This is a genomic window from Pyrofollis japonicus, assembly GCF_033097485.1.
Taxonomy (GTDB): domain Archaea; phylum Thermoproteota; class Thermoprotei_A; order Sulfolobales; family Pyrodictiaceae; genus Pyrofollis; species Pyrofollis japonicus.
In genome coordinates this window covers 103,228-117,445 of the sequence record NZ_AP028634.1, presented here as the reverse complement: position 1 = coordinate 117,445, position 14,218 = coordinate 103,228, and the positions used below count along the sequence as shown (strand labels likewise).

The 14,218-nt window shown below is 55.1% G+C and carries 15 protein-coding genes; 7 read left to right on the top strand and 8 right to left on the bottom strand.

The window, feature by feature from the left end:
- Window positions 1-19 precede the first annotated feature (19 nt).
- Window positions 20-958 carry a ribose-phosphate diphosphokinase gene (gene prs / locus SBG41_RS00630; protein WP_317895608.1) on the top strand — a complete coding sequence of 313 codons (939 nt, stop codon included), beginning with the start codon at window positions 20-22 and terminating at the stop codon, window positions 956-958.
- 110 nt (window positions 959-1,068) lie between these two features.
- Window positions 1,069-1,449, top strand: coding sequence for a hypothetical protein (locus tag SBG41_RS00625; protein ID WP_317895607.1), 381 nt, complete (start codon window positions 1,069-1,071; stop codon window positions 1,447-1,449).
- Between the two features lie 35 nt (window positions 1,450-1,484).
- On the opposite strand, the gene SBG41_RS00620 is transcribed toward SBG41_RS00625, so the two are convergent.
- The 4 genes from SBG41_RS00620 to SBG41_RS00605 form a co-directional block, all read right to left on the bottom strand.
- On the bottom strand, window positions 1,485-1,736 hold the full coding sequence (locus SBG41_RS00620) for a hypothetical protein (protein ID WP_317895606.1): 252 nt from the start codon (window positions 1,734-1,736) through the stop codon (window positions 1,485-1,487).
- A gap of 338 nt (window positions 1,737-2,074) precedes the next feature.
- Window positions 2,075-3,151 (bottom strand): hypothetical protein, encoded by a 1,077-nt coding sequence (locus SBG41_RS00615; protein WP_317895605.1) that lies wholly within the window; start codon window positions 3,149-3,151, stop codon window positions 2,075-2,077.
- 85 nt (window positions 3,152-3,236) lie between these two features.
- Window positions 3,237-4,850 (bottom strand): gamma-glutamyltransferase family protein, encoded by a 1,614-nt coding sequence (locus tag SBG41_RS00610; protein WP_317895604.1) that lies wholly within the window; start codon window positions 4,848-4,850, stop codon window positions 3,237-3,239.
- A 69-nt stretch (window positions 4,851-4,919) separates the two neighbouring features.
- Window positions 4,920-5,564 carry a hypothetical protein gene (locus SBG41_RS00605; RefSeq protein WP_317895603.1) on the bottom strand — a complete coding sequence of 215 codons (645 nt, stop codon included), beginning with the start codon at window positions 5,562-5,564 and terminating at the stop codon, window positions 4,920-4,922.
- A 163-nt stretch (window positions 5,565-5,727) separates the two neighbouring features.
- Here SBG41_RS00605 and SBG41_RS00600 point away from each other — a divergent pair, with 163 nt between their 5' ends.
- The 4 genes from SBG41_RS00600 (at window position 5,728) to SBG41_RS00585 (ending at window position 9,719) form a co-directional block, all read left to right on the top strand.
- Window positions 5,728-6,675, top strand: coding sequence for a hypothetical protein (locus SBG41_RS00600; protein ID WP_317895602.1), 948 nt, complete (start codon window positions 5,728-5,730; stop codon window positions 6,673-6,675).
- A 175-nt stretch (window positions 6,676-6,850) separates the two neighbouring features.
- Window positions 6,851-7,225, top strand: coding sequence for a hypothetical protein (locus SBG41_RS00595; RefSeq protein WP_317895601.1), 375 nt, complete (start codon window positions 6,851-6,853; stop codon window positions 7,223-7,225).
- Window positions 7,226-7,343: 118 nt separating this feature from the next.
- Window positions 7,344-8,255: a ribonuclease Z gene (gene rnz / locus SBG41_RS00590; protein WP_317895600.1), complete on the top strand. Its 912-nt coding sequence runs from the start codon at window positions 7,344-7,346 to the stop codon at window positions 8,253-8,255.
- Window positions 8,256-8,318: 63 nt separating this feature from the next.
- Window positions 8,319-9,719: an ATP-binding protein gene (locus SBG41_RS00585; protein WP_317895599.1), complete on the top strand. Its 1,401-nt coding sequence runs from the start codon at window positions 8,319-8,321 to the stop codon at window positions 9,717-9,719.
- A 443-nt stretch (window positions 9,720-10,162) separates the two neighbouring features.
- On the opposite strand, the gene SBG41_RS00580 is transcribed toward SBG41_RS00585, so the two are convergent.
- Window positions 10,163-10,528, bottom strand: coding sequence for a ribbon-helix-helix domain-containing protein (locus SBG41_RS00580; RefSeq protein ID WP_317895598.1), 366 nt, complete (start codon window positions 10,526-10,528; stop codon window positions 10,163-10,165).
- 161 nt (window positions 10,529-10,689) lie between these two features.
- Here SBG41_RS00580 and SBG41_RS00575 point away from each other — a divergent pair, with 161 nt between their 5' ends.
- The gene (locus SBG41_RS00575; protein WP_317895597.1) at window positions 10,690-10,863 is read left to right on the top strand and encodes a ribbon-helix-helix protein, CopG family; all 174 of its coding nucleotides are present in this window, start codon (window positions 10,690-10,692) and stop codon (window positions 10,861-10,863) included.
- Window positions 10,864-11,046: 183 nt separating this feature from the next.
- On the opposite strand, the gene hmgA is transcribed toward SBG41_RS00575, so the two are convergent.
- From hmgA to SBG41_RS00560, 3 genes are all read right to left on the bottom strand, one after another.
- Complete coding sequence (gene hmgA, locus SBG41_RS00570; RefSeq protein ID WP_317895596.1) at window positions 11,047-12,333, bottom strand: hydroxymethylglutaryl-CoA reductase (NADPH); 1,287 nt, start codon at window positions 12,331-12,333, stop codon at window positions 11,047-11,049.
- Window positions 12,334-12,565: 232 nt separating this feature from the next.
- Window positions 12,566-12,997 carry a Zn-ribbon domain-containing OB-fold protein gene (locus tag SBG41_RS00565; protein WP_317895595.1) on the bottom strand — a complete coding sequence of 144 codons (432 nt, stop codon included), beginning with the start codon at window positions 12,995-12,997 and terminating at the stop codon, window positions 12,566-12,568.
- Window positions 12,998-13,042: 45 nt separating this feature from the next.
- The gene (locus tag SBG41_RS00560) at window positions 13,043-14,200 is read right to left on the bottom strand and encodes a thiolase domain-containing protein (RefSeq protein ID WP_397470758.1); all 1,158 of its coding nucleotides are present in this window, start codon (window positions 14,198-14,200) and stop codon (window positions 13,043-13,045) included.
- Window positions 14,201-14,218: the final 18 nt, after the last annotated feature.

The window sequence follows — 14,218 nt, the reverse complement described above, 5'->3', positions numbered from 1 at the left end:
TAACTGGGGCTAAGCAGACATGACTAGGCCAAGTCTCTTCTTCGCCTGCCTGGGCTACGCGTGCGAAGCGGCGAGAAGCGCTGCGAAAACCATTGGCGCAGACCTCGTCGAGGCTTCGTGGAAGCAGTTCCCCGACGGCGAGGCCTATGTCCGCGTAGCGGGGGCCCCCGAGGGTGTAGGGGTCGCGGTCTTCACCGGGTTCCCCGAGCCTAGCACGAGGATAGTTGAGGGAATGCTACTCATAGAGGCGCTCCGGGGCCTAGGCGCCGCCAGCGTCGTCGCTGCGCCGCTGTATCTCGCCTATAGTAGGCAGGATCGTCGCTTCCTGCGAGGCGAGCCGATAAGCATACGCGCAGTGCTCCGCGCACTCGCCTCAGCCGGCGCAGAGGCCCTAGCGACAATCGATATCCATAAGCAGTATAGCCTCGAGTGGTTCCCCGGCCCCGCGGCAAATATTGACCCATCCCCCGTGTTCGCGGAGGCTCTCCGACCAGTCGTCGAGGAAGCCGAGCTAGCCTACGTAATCGCCCCCGACAAGGGCGCGCTCCCCCGCGCCAAGTCCCTTGGAGAGAAGCTGGGACTGCCCTTCGACCACCTGGAGAAGCACCGTGACAGAGTCACTGGAGAAATAACGATGAAGCCGAAGAAGCTGGACGCCAAAGGCGCCACAATAATCATCGTGGACGATATTGTGAGCACCGGGGGAACACTAGCCAAGGCCGCCAAGCTGCTCCTAGACCAGGGCGCAACCAGGGTCTATGCGGCAATAACCCACTGCCTCCTAGTAGGCAACGCTGTAGAGAAGCTAGAGGAGAGCGGCCTAGAGAAACTATACTGCACCAACACGGTCAAGCCGCGCTGGAGCAAGGCAGAGGAGCTAGACGTAGGCCCGCTGCTAGCCAGGAGTGTCGAGGGGCTCATAGAGAGGCTACACGGCTACGAAGCAGAGCAGCAGTAGCACTCATAGAGTATCCACGTATACAGAGCTAAGAATAAGCATGGTTTTTCTCAACAACCCGCGCAAGGCGGGGACAAAAAGGCTTCTTATGCAGAAAAGGTGCCCTGGGCTTGGCCCACAGCCTCCGATACTGCTACATCGTACACAGCGATAGCGGCGAGGTCTACGAGAAGGTATGCAAGTATAAGAAGCTCGAAGACGCCGTCAAGGCTCAGCGCAAGCGCGTAGAAGAGTTAGCCAACGCTGGCCTTGTCTGCAGGGCTGCCGAGAAGGGGCTATGGGGCATCGATGTCTATGAATGCAACGGCGTGCTGAGAGACCAAGAGACAGGAGCTATGCGTGAAGTCAGCCTCGTGGTCCGGGTGGACATGGGCTCTGAGGGAGAATCTGCGTGGAAACGGCTTCTAGTAAGCCTAGTCTATAGCCTATTGTTTACCGGCATGCTATGGATACTATTAGCGCTCTTGATCCGGAAGCTGCTAAGCAGATAGCCAGCAGCCACCTATTTCTCCGCATCTCCGCGCCTCTAGAGAAGCATTAACCCTCCATCCCCGATAAGCGACTGAGCACCCAACGACCCCGGCAACACGTTTACCTGGTCCCCATACACGATATTCGCCAGGATACGTGAACGACCAGGCAAAAACTCCTCAACAAGCCTTACGAACTCATCCCTAGAGAGGGATTCGAGACCAACTCCTATCCTCTGCTTAGCCAAAGAGTTAAGAGCAGCAAAAAGACCTGGAGCAATCCTTCTAAGACGATCCACGTAAACCATCGAAAGTCCCAGGTAATACACAAGCCGACAAACCAGGTAAGTCAGTTAGCGGCTTTTCCGGTGAATGAATCGGAACAGTTCAATGTGCAGAGACAAGCAGGGGTACCAGAGTCTAGTCGCTTTACTATGTTCCGAATCGGAACAAGCCCAGATAAGAAACCACTGCGACGTACAAGCAGCACGAGGAACAAAGTGCTCGGAGGTGGAGACACGTGGCAAAGAAGGTGAACAAGAAGAAGATCTTGATAAAGATAGCACCCTACCTATCCTTAGCAACCGGTCTGGTACAAATACTTGAAGTGAAGAAAGGATACGGTGGGCCGATCTAATATTTAAGGTCAGCTTGTTCTAGCTAATCTGTATTTTTTGACTAACTTTATTAGGTTCTCTATTGCTGGTCTTTCTAGGTTCCATTCGTCTGTAATTGGGTTGTACATCTCAAAAGGTATTGGTGCTCTTATCCAGGCTACCACAATTTTAACGCTTTCTATATAGTTGTTAATAGGCATAATTAATTCTCCGAATTCATTGAGTGTTTTGGGTGCAATTGACCCGAGAGCGTAGTCGTCGTAGACTATTATTGATGTTGATCCTAACGTTATTGTTGCTAATCCGTAGAGTGTCTTTAACGCTTCTTTGGAGACTTCAAGTACTGGATAGAGGCTTACGTTTTGGCTGACTATGAAGATTCTTCCGAGTACGTGTTTCTTGCTTAGTGCGTGGTAGTGTCTGAGGACGTATTTGATGCTTAGCTCTGCACTGTCTTTGAGCTGTTTTTCTATTCGTGCTCTGACGGGGTATATGAGTTTGCGTAGCTCTTTGAGCGTTATGGTTGGGTTTACTTCAAGTGATGCTATGAGCATGTAGTCGAGGAATCTGTTTCTGCTACGATATGGGGGTATGTTTTTCAGCGTTGTTAGCATGCGGGCTCCAAGGTCTTCGGCGTCCTCTATGGTTGCTTCTGGGTATAGTTTGCCGAGGCAGTTCATGACCGGGTAGACTCTGGCTTCGTGGACTTCGTCGTAGAACGTGTCTAGGCGTGCTGCTATTTCGTCTTTAAGCTCTCTGGGCGCGTAGTAGAGGGCTCCGGCTGTCTTATCTCCGAACAAGTATAGTTTGCCTAGGTAGCGGTGGACGGGTATACTGTGAAGGTCTTTAATGTATCTTGTGTCAGCGGAGAAGTACTTGTCTCGTATCATTCTCCATTTCTCGGGGTCGGTTATCTTAGCGTACAAGTAGTCTATGCCGATTGGGTGAAGGTATGTGAGGTGGATCATCTGGTACTTCTTGAGAGTAGGCACGAGGACCTTGTAAACCCATCCCTTCCAGCGCTCGAAAACACTCCTTTCTAGCCGGAAATCGTGGCACGAGACGAGCAGTAGGTCCCTTATTGTTACGCTGCTCTTTCGAGGCATGGTAGCACCGCGTAGCCGGGTTCCACGTATTCTTAGGAGGAGCCTAGAGGGTATTGCTTTTGGCTTTGGAAGGGTGTCAAGGATTTCAGATTTTTGCTAGTGCTGTTCCGTCTCCCCTCGCGTCGCTGCACGCTGCGTGTTTGCCGTTTTTCTCTAGCAGTATTGATGCTACTCCTAGCCTGCTTGGGTAGGGTGTCTCCTCGACTGTGTAGCCTGAAAGGGTTGTTGTTCTGTAGCCTTTCTCGACTCTTAGCTTCTTTGTGCCGGGCGGCCATGCGAATCTCGGGGCGTCGAGTGCTTGTTGGGGGTTCATCTCGTAGTCTAGCAGGTTTGTTGCGAGGAGGCTGTGGAGCTGTGGGCGTGGGTGTCCCCCGGAGAGCCCTAATGCGTAGGTTTCTTCGCCGCGGTCTATGATGAGTGCTGAGAGTGTGTGCATTGTCTTCTTCCCGGGCTCTAGTGTGTTTGCGTGGCTTGGGTCTAGGCTGAAGCTGCTCGCCCTATTGTTTAGCGGTATCTGGTAGGTTGGCTCTACTACTAGGGAGCCGAAGGGGTGGAAGAGGCTCTGGATTCCCGCTACTATGTTGCCCTCGCTGTCTGCTACCACGTAGAATGTTGTGTCTCCGCTGGGCTTCCTCGGCTCTTCTACGCTGAGGCCTCGCCTCCTTCTGAGATCCTCTATGAACTTGCTTGATAGGAGCTCCTCCACTGGGATCCTCATGTAGCGCGGATCTGTGACGTAGGTGTCCCTGGCCCAGTAGGCTGGGACATAGGCTTCGAGGTGGGCTCTAATCCTCTCGGGGCCGAGGGGGTCAACTCTGGACAGCTCTATGGCTTCTAAGAGCTTCATTATGTGCAGCGTCGTTATCCCCTGCGTCGGCGGGGGCATCTCGTAGAGCCTTGCCCCGCGGTAGCTGGTCTCTAGGGGTCTTCCCTCCTCTGCGCGGTAGCTTGCCAAGTCTTCGGGGCTTAGTACTCCGCCTCTCTCCTCGATGTAGTTCGATATTTTCTCAGCTATGTCTCCCTCGTAGAAGCTCCTCGGATCCCTCGCTACCTCTTTCAGTGCCCTGGCTAGGCCTGGGAACCTGAGCCAGGACCCCCATCCGCGGTACTGCTTGCAGAATGTTTCCCGGAGCCCGGGGTCCTCGGCTTCGCTGCACAATGCTTCTAGGCTCCTGCCTAGGCTCGGCGGGGCCCCGAACCCGTTCTCCGCGATCCTTGCCGCTGGCTCTATGAGCCTGCTCCACTCTAGGCTTCCGAGCCTCTCCCATAGCAAGCGTAGCCCGTCAACCATTCCAGGGACGTTTACGGCGAGAGGACCGCGGAGCGGCATCGAGTCGTAGCCGCGGGAAGCCAGGAGGTCGCGGCTGAGCCCTCTCGGCGCAGGGCCAGAGCCGTCAATGAACAATGTTTCGCCGCTGCCGAGCCTAATGAGTGCGAAGAAGTCGCCTCCAAGCCCGCCAAGATGGGGAAGAGCAACGCTAAGAACAAAGCCGACGGCGACTGCCGCGTCGGCAGCGTTTCCGCCCTCCTCGAGGACGCGTACACCGGCCAAGGCAGCCAATGGGTGTTCTGCCGCGACTACTGCCTCCCCGGAGGCACATCTGGCTAAAGGTACTTGTCCCACGCTAAGCCCGCACCAATGTACAAGGGGGTCAACGACGGCCCTATAAGCAGCACTGCTTGCGCCCTGGAGGCTCAAAGAAGGGGTTCTGGAAAAGAAAAGAGGAGCGAGTTCTACGAATCAATGAAAATAGGCATGGAGGGGTACTTAGGCTTCTTTTTCTTCTCCCTGGCTCTCCGGCTCTCTTATCCTTTCTACTTGCCTTGTTATCGTCCTGGTTATTCTCTCTGTCTCGGGTACGCCGCGGGCCTCTATACAGATGATTACTGTTGCCACTATTGCTGCGAGGACCCAGCCAACGCCGTTCATGAATACTGCGAGGACAGGGGACACGGTGTAAAGTATTGAGGCACCCCATGCTGCCCTGTCCCTGGCGCGGTCGGCCTCGTCGAGGAACACGAGTCCCGCAAGGGCCGTGGCTGCTACGAGGAGCGGGGCGGCGATGTATAGGAAGAGGAGTCCTGCCTTAAAGGTGAGAGTACTGTTTGCTATGACTGCTAGTAGTTCTAGGAGGAAGCCGAAAGAGGCAAGCCCTGCCCCAATGGTGAAGGCTGTGCCAGCGGTCCCTGCTCGTGGGTCGTGGCGCCTCATGCCTGCCAGTACTGCCCCGGAGAAGACGTAGCCGAGGCCGGCTACGAGTAGGAGGAAGTAGGCGAAGCTGAGGGCGAAGCGCCCGAAGATTGCTGGCGAGCTCGCCTCGATGAGCTTCCCGGTGAGGGCAACCATTGCGCTGACGGCTTGTATGCATGCAACCATTCCTAGCCTGCTACTAAACCTATTAGTCTCTGCCAAGGCTTAATGCACCAATCAATTTCCTACAGATAGGTGTAGTTGCTGCCAGGAATAAAAACACTCCTACACCGGCACCGTGGATCTTGTCCAACGAACCATTAGTACAGATAGAGGACGCTGGACAAATGGATAGTAAGCTGGGCTACCGGGGTGGCCGGAGGGAATGGAGACTGTTGAAAAGATATGGCTCGCAACTCTTCTCGGACTCGTAGTAGCCGTGCTCGTGGCCAGTATATGGGTTATAGCGTCGCTCGGCGGTAAGACGGGCTGCAAGGGTAGTACTACAACTCTTGTTACGGTGACCTCGACGACTACGGTTACGCATACAATAGCCAAGGTGCCGGAGGGTGTTACTCCCTCGTGCTGGTACTCTGGCATCGCCTTCACAAATAAGTCGTGCTACGTCTTCGTCGAGCACCTATTGAGCCTCGCGGCCCAGGAGGCCAAGAGCGTGGCTGTTGCGCCCAAGTATCCGGTTGAGCTGCGCATTGCTCGCCTCGCGGAGTGGATGTCGCGGCGCCTCTGCCACCTTGACGACCCCTATGTGCGGGTAAGGGGCTCTGTGACCCACGGAGTACTAGAGCTGCCAAACGAGACGATAACCAGCGGCGGAGGAGGCTCCGACGACCTAGCCTTGTTGGCGTACGGCGTGCTTGAGGCGACGAAGAGACAGTATGAGCACTTCTTCTACGTGGCGGCGCTGCGAGGGGACGAGGTACACGCGATAGTCCTTGGCGTGTTCTTCGAGCCCCGGGGCGGTAAGAGCTACCACGTCTTCGACCCTGCAGCGCTGTATTTCGAGGGCGTCGTGATGCGGGCCCGGCTCGGAGAAACCCTAGTCAACCCAATGGATCTGTGTGGCGATGCAAAGGACCTGCTACGAGTATCCAAAACAGTGTACATTGACTCATCGGGCTACGAGCACGGCACAGTGACGGTTCAGACCTACTATGACGCCTACGAGGCCATAGCCGCATGGCTTAACAGGCTGCCGGCAAGGCCGGAGAAATACATAGTATTCGACCAGCACAGTTACCACGTGTTTCGATACGCAGACGAGCTCGCCGAGTGGCTACAGAAGCTAAGCCTTCAAGACATAGGTGCGGGATAAACATAGGGGGGATTCCTGACCCTTACCTACAGGGGATTAGCTGAAGCGGCTGTGAGGAGTGAGCCCCGCGCGCGCAGTCCCGCTGAGCCCTCCTGGGCCGTGAAGCTGGCTAGGGGTGGGCCGAGCCCTTCTTTAACCTGTGTTCAACCAGTGGTCCCGGAGTGGGGAGAGCAGGGTGATCTTCAAGTGGATTAGGCGGGAGACCGGCCGGAAGAAGCCCAACACTGCACAGTATGACCCCCGCGTCCTAGAGCTGTTTAGGAGAGCCGAGGAGGCACTCAGCAGGGTAGAGGTCCCTGGCTACGACGTTGACCTCGTTTCGTCGGGTATTGTTAAGAGGCTCCGGCTGAGCAGGGATAATAAGCTCATAGTCTTCCTAGACTATTATGGCACAGACCCCTCGTGCTACTTCTGTAGGTTCATTAACCAGGCGCTCTGGAATACTATACTCTCCAAGGCCCGTAGGGAGCTTGAGGAGGCAGGGATAACTAGCGTCGTCTTCGTAGACTATGCTACCGGGCTGGAACTGGAATACAATAAGGAGTGGTAGTAATCGGAGATTAGTAGAGCTGTAAAACGAGTATCTGCTCCTAGTTTCTCCGCAGCTCGCCCAAATTCTTGATAAAGCCTTACGCGTATGCTGCAATAGGTCTACGGAGAAGCCTGTCTTGGAGCTCGGTGTAGTGTTCCTCGGCTCGTCGGCGGCTGTTCCTACGCGTAGTCGTGGACTTCCAGGAATCGCTGTGGTTTATCGGGGCTCTGTCGTATTGCTTGACTGCGGCGAGGGTACTCAGGCTAGGCTTACGGAGGCCGGTATTAGCCCGCTGCGGCTTGCGGCGGTGCTGATTACTCATCTCCACGGCGACCATGTTTTCGGCTTGCCGGGTCTTCTCCAGTCAATGTCTATGCTTGGTCGTCGCCACGTCTTGCTGGTTGCTGGGCCTCCTGGGCTCTACGGGTTTCTCCGAGAAGCCGCTAGGTACACGGGGTGGTTGCCGCCATATCCTCTCTATGTCGTTGAGCTTGAGCCCTGGGAGAAGCTTGTCCTGCCGAACGGCTTCGAGGCAACAGCCTTCCCTGTTGACCATGGGGCCCGCGTCGCCTATGGTTATCGCCTCGTGGAGCCCCCGAGGAAGCCAAAGATAAACCTAGAGAAGGCTGCGAGGCTTGGGCTCCGGCCCGGCCCGTTGTTCTCCAAGCTGCAGCGCGGGGAGCCAGTAGTTATTGATGGGAGGCTTATTCGGCCCGAGGATGTTGTCGAGGAGCAGCCCCGTGTAACAATAGTCTATACCGGGGACACGAGGCCTACAAGAACAGTTGTGGAGGCAGCGAAGGGCGCTACGGTGCTGATACACGACTCGACATTTACCAGCGACATGGCCGAGGAGGCCCACGAGCAGGGCCACAGTACAGCATTGGACGCGGCGCGGGCTGCTGGCGAGGCTGGCGTGGAGATGCTGGTTCTCTACCATATTAGTGCGAGATATGACGACCCAGAACCCTTGCTCGCCGAGGCTCGGAGGATTCATCCGCGAGTGGTTGTTGCCGAGGATCTTGCTAAGCTCGTTCTGAGACCATAGCGTCGCCACAGATACAGAATTTAGAGTCTCAGACTCTGGAGTCTGTACTCTGGAGTCTAGGAGTTGCAGAGTCGATTCGTTGACAGAAAAGATGAGCTGAGGTGGCTTGAGGAGCACTGGAGAAGCGGTAGGGCTGAGCTACTCCTCGTTTATGGGCGTAGGCGCGTAGGCAAAACCAGGCTCCTAAGGGAGTTCTCCAAGAGCCATAGAGTATTCTACTTTGTCGCCGAGGAGGTCCCGGAGAAACTGCTCCTAGAAAGGCTCAGCAAGGAGCTGGCGGAGTTCATCGGCGACGAGCTGCTCGCTGAGCATCCCTTTACTTCTTGGAGGCAGTTTCTCCTCTACCTGGAAAGAATTGCAAGCAAGAGAACCGGGGTCGTCATCGACGAGTTCCAATATGCTGTCTCATCTAGCCCCGCTCTGCTCTCACTACTCCAAAACGCCTGGGATACGAGGCTCAGTGACACGGGACTCTTCCTAGTACTTGCGGGAAGCCTCGTATCATTCACAGAAGGCGTGCTGTCCTATAGGAGCCCCCTCTACGGCCGCTTTACCGGGGTCATGAAGCTTAGGCCCCTAGGCCCCTTCGAGACTAGATGCTTTGTGCCGAGCTGGGACCCGGGTGACGCGCTCCGACTCTATGGGGTCTTTGGCGGCATCCCCGGCTACCTGGTAGAGATTGATCCAGGCTCAACGCTCTGGGATAATATCGCAAGACTGGTTCTCAGCCCCAATGCGAGATTTCTCGACGAGGCAAAGTACTTGCTTAGAGAAGAGCTGCGTGAAGTCACTAGGTATTTCGCGGTACTCGAGGCAATAGCCCGGGGAGCAACCACTTATGGCGAGATAGCCTCGAAGAGCGGTATCCCCGCAGAGAGCCTCTCCAAGTACCTACGCGTCCTCGAGGAGATGGAGCTTATTCGCAGAGAGCAACCAGTAGTAGGAAAGGGGAGATCAAGATACATTATATCAGACCCGTTCCTACGCTTCTGGTTCCGCTACGTCCCAGCCCACCGCGCGGCAATAGAGCTTGGGCTTACGGAGAGAGTCGTTGAAACCGTTAGGAGGGATTTCGAGGAAAACCTCATGCCGATTGTATGGGAGGAGGTAGCCGCAAGGATCATTGCCGAGAAGCTGAAACATGGCTGGCTAGGCATTACGCCGACAAGGATTGGCAAGTGGTGGCATAGGGGAACAGAAATAGACATTGTAGTGGTAGACGACTCTGAGAAGCCACTGCGAATACTAGTTGCTGAGGCAAAGTGGTCAAGCCTTAGCGCTAGAGAGGCGCGGAGAATCCTTGACAATCTGCGCGCGAAGGCTGCCCACCTCCCCGTGAAAGCCTCTACGATACACTATGTCCTCGCAGCCAGAGAGCTTGAAGAGGAGCCGCAGCTACTCGGAAACGAGCACACAGTAACCATGAAGGACTATGAGGAGCTCTCCCGAAAGGCTTGCAAATAAGATGTGCTGGCCCCGGGGTAGTATCGTGCTAGATAATATTGCCCGAGTTTAACCTGAAATACTCAACAAGTTTACAATATTGTAAATTATTAGCTCTCTGCCCCCAGGCCGTCTCCATGTAGTCTCTCTACATATTAGTTTACATAAAAGTAACACAATGATTAAGCCCCTCTGCAAACCCTGCAAGAACCACAAGGTACGAGGAAGAGAATAGACGACTAGCATGCAGAAGGATACGGCATTAAGGGCCTCGAGTCAACCAAGAATAATCTATTCAGAGAAAGCAGCCAGCTAGCTATGGAGAACGGGGATTGTACGAGAAGCTGTGTGAAGGGTTGGGGTTGGGGGCGGTCCCGGGGCGGAGCCCGCCCGGGAGGGATCCCTCTGCGGCTTGGGGCCGGGGCGCGTGTACAGCGCGGAGAGTAATCGTGAACTCTGTACTGCTAGGGCGAGACGACTTCTGTCTCAACGGGGTAGAGCTGCTCTTCTACAGTGTCTTCTAGGCGTGATACTCTCTTCTTTAAGCTCTGTAGGCTAGTATTAATCCTGTAAAGCTCTCCCTCCACGTACACCTTGTACTCTTGGAACTCTCGGCGCATCTGCTCTATCTCGTGCAGTACTTGTAGCAGCACCTTTGTCGCTTCTTCGCTCTGCTTGCGCCTCCTCTCCTCGCGCTCCTTGCGCAGCTTCTCGAGCCCGTCACGGATTAGCATCTTCACTAGGCTCGTCACCTGCATCCCCATCTCGTCAGCGTACTCCCGTAGCTCATTGTACACCTGCTCTGGCAGCGAGAGATGAATAGTCGGCACTGTACACGTCCCATGTACTCTCTCTCAAAGAGGCCTCTATATAAGCGAAACGCACCCTGTAGCCCTCTTACAAGAATCCTCTAGTAATACTCGTAGGGGTAAGCTTCTACACTAAGCGCCCTACTACTAGAAAGAGACACGGGGTTGGGGGCGGTCCCGGTATGAGAGTAGTCACATTCAAAGTAGAGGAGGACCTCCTCGAGAAGCTAGATAGTTTTGCAAGACTAAAGGGAGTAACAAGGAGTGAGATAATAAGGAAAGCAATAGAGCTATACCTTAGGCTTGAAGACTACAAGGTCCAGCCCCAGCCTAAGGTAGTGAGACTACTAAGCTAACGGCAACCCCCTGTCAGGAGAACCACTGAGAGCTTTTTATAGCCTAGGTAGCACCGTTTTTACCCACATACTACCCTTAGAAGAGCCTCCACCATCCACGTATTCTATTCCAAAATGGCGAGGATGCTTCAACAAAAACGCTAGGGTATAGGAGAAGCCGGGTAGAGGAGCAAAAACTATGGGCTACTGTTGCTTCTTCGCCTCGCCTCTACCGAGGAGCCTATGTGCCCTTGCAAGCTCGTTTGCAGCAAGTGCTGCTAGGAGGTTGAGCTCGCCAGCTAACACTGTTGCCGCAACTATCTCGGCGAACTTTTTCGCATTGGTGCCAGGCGGGTCTCCGCCGCCAGCTACACCCATGATGCTTAAGGCTTCTCTCTGCGTGGGGAGCCTTGTGCCGCCGCCCACGGTGCCCACTTCGAGGCTTGGAAGGGTTACCGAGATGTAGAGGTCTCCATCGCGTACCTCGGTCCACGTGTAGCCCATACTGCTCTCAACTATTTGTGCCGCATCCTGCCCGGTAGCGAGAAATATCGCTGCCACTATGTTAGCGAAGTGTGCGTTGAGGCTGGGAGACCCGGCCCTCGCCGTGCCTAGGAGGTTCTTAGCCTTGTTAACATAGTCGATTTCCTCCGGCGGCGCCTTGAGAACCTTGAGCGCTACATCCCTCTTTATCAGCGCCTCAGCTATTACTGTCTTCCCTCGCCCCAGTAGCTGGTTGATAAGCGCTGGCTTCTTGTCGGTACACATGTTCCCGCTCACAGCTACGAGACGGGCCCTGCCCGGGAAGTTAGAGACAATGTACTCCGCCGCCTTATCCGTAGCAATAGTGGCCATGTTCATCCCCATAGCGTCCCCCGTATCGTAGACGAAGCGGAGCCACACGAGGTTCCCGGTAAAGAAGACCTGGATGTCCCTGAGCTTGCCGTGCCTAGTAGTGCTCTCGGCTTCTCGGCGAACCTCGTCAAAGTGCTCCCTCACCCACTGAACCAGCCTAACAGCCTCCTCGACGCTAGGAGTCCAGAACAGCGGCGCACGCGTCATACCATCGTAGACTATTCTCGTCCTAGCTCCACCACTCAGCGTTATCGCCTTCGCGCCACGATTCACGCTCGCGACTAATGCGCCCTCAGTAGTAGCCATAGGCACGTAGAACACGCCCTTAGCATACTCGCCCTCAACTCGGAGAGGCCCGACAATGCCTACAGGTATCTGAACAGCCCCAATAGGGTTCTCGATGTTCCTCCCCACGAGTTCCTCGAAGTCGAGAATAGTGCTACCAATAGACGAGAGACTAATCCCAAGCATCTTCTCCAGGGCAAGTCGGCGAGCAAGCGCACCAGCATTAGCATTTCCAAGAACCTTGTCGGCCTCATGGAGCTTAATCTTACCCTCGATTATCCCCTTAACTACTTCCTCGAGCCTGTCTTGACTATAGTGCTCTACGCGATCCTGCTCAGACGTATTCGGCAAAGAGGTACACCCCGTTACGTGGAAGAGCCATTATGTGTACACGCGTCTCGTTGCCCAACCTATTACACATATCCTCGGGGGATTATAATAGGGGCTTATTCATTGCTTTCATAAAAACTCGAAAAGGTTGTTGAATAGGCAACGGAAGCCCTTGCGCCCCAGAGCTAAGGTGATTAAGAAAACACCTCGGCCGAGAAGTAGCTAGAAACAATCCTTCAGTAATCGCATTACCCTATTTCCTTGGCTCGCTAAGTACTGGGCGGAATGCCACTCCGTAAGCTATTAGGCCGTGTTCACCGTCCTGCTTGATTCTGCGGAGTACTGCCTCTACGCGCATACCTGTCTTTATCTCCTCGGGGTCGATGTCTGTTAGCGGCGCCAGTACTCTTGCACCGTTGTCTAGGCCGTTGTCTAGGCGGACTATTGCTATTGGGAGTGGGGCTTTGTGGCGGAACCCATCCATGACCGTGTAAATTATGGTGTACGTCTCGACCGTGCCTGTTCTTGGCAGCTCTACATCCTCTAGATCTCTTGAGCCACAATGCGGACACGCTGGCCGTGGCGGGTAGATTATTGCTCCGCACTTCTTGCAGCGTTTTCCTACTAGGCGGTATCTTGGCTCACGTTCACGCCAAACCCTTGCGGGGGATATGCTTAGAGGCATGATTATTCACCCAGAGCTCCTCCGATCCACATGCCCCGTGGAGGGCTAGGTTTTCCTCAAAATGTGGACTGAGAGACTTGAGCCGTCGCCACCCATATTCGTGGTTAGTCCCGCTTCTGCGCCGTCTACCCGTAGTCCAGGGAAGTCTCCTCGTAGCTGCATAGCCACCTCTGCTACCTGGTAGACGCCAGTGGTTCCCACTGGGTGGCCTCGTGCCTTGAGGCCCCCGCTTGGATTTGCTGTCGGCCTGTCTCCTGGGTGGAAGCGGCCCTCGTTGAGTAGCTTCGCGGCCTTACCGTAGGGTGCAAACCCTAGTTCCTCGAGAAGCATTATCCCGTTTACGGTGAACGCGTCGTGTATCTCGATCACGTCTATGTCTTTCGGCTCGAGGCCTGCCATCTTGTAGGCCTTCTCTGCCGCGATCCTGGCGGCCGGTATGCGGTCGAGGCTCTCCCTATTCGTTAGCTCCACTGTGTCAACGGCCATCCAGGCACCCGCTATGTAGACGTCTGGCTTGTTGGGCATCTTCTTGGCCAGCTCCTCTGAGACCAGGAGTACCGCTGCCGAGCCATCGCCTATGGGGCTGCTGTCGAGGAGCCTTATCGGATCTGCTACTACTTGGCTCTTAGCTACGTCCTCCTTGGTTATTTTTCGGCGGAACTGTGCATACGGGTTACTCACTGCATTGCTGTGCATCATTACTGGCCACTCGCTCATCTCGTCCCTAGTGACGCCATGCTTCTCCATATAGTATCTCATCATTAGCGCGTTGAGACCCGTGAAGCTCGCGCCGTAGAATAGCTCGTACTCGGCGTCTGCTGCCTGCGCGAGAGCAGCCGTGACTGTCGACGTGGGGTAGTCGGTCATCTTCTCTACACCGACCACCAGCACGGCGTTGAAGAGTCCGCTGCGCACCATGAGGTAGGCGTTGTATACTCCTGCTCCGCCGCTGCCACAGGCCGCCTCAACCTTGAATGCCGGTTTTCCTCGGAACCCTAGGCCGGCAGCAATGTATGCTCCCAGGCTGTCTTGCTCGTTGAGCCTACTCGACATCATGTTCGTGACGACTATTGCTTCGGGCTCAATGCCGCCAGCGTCGTCTATCGCCTTGAACGCTGACTCGGCGGTTAGGTCTAGGAAGCCCTTGTCGAAGTGCCTACCTATCTTGGTCATTCCTACTCCTGCGACATAAACACGCGTCACGACCATCTACCTCCTGTT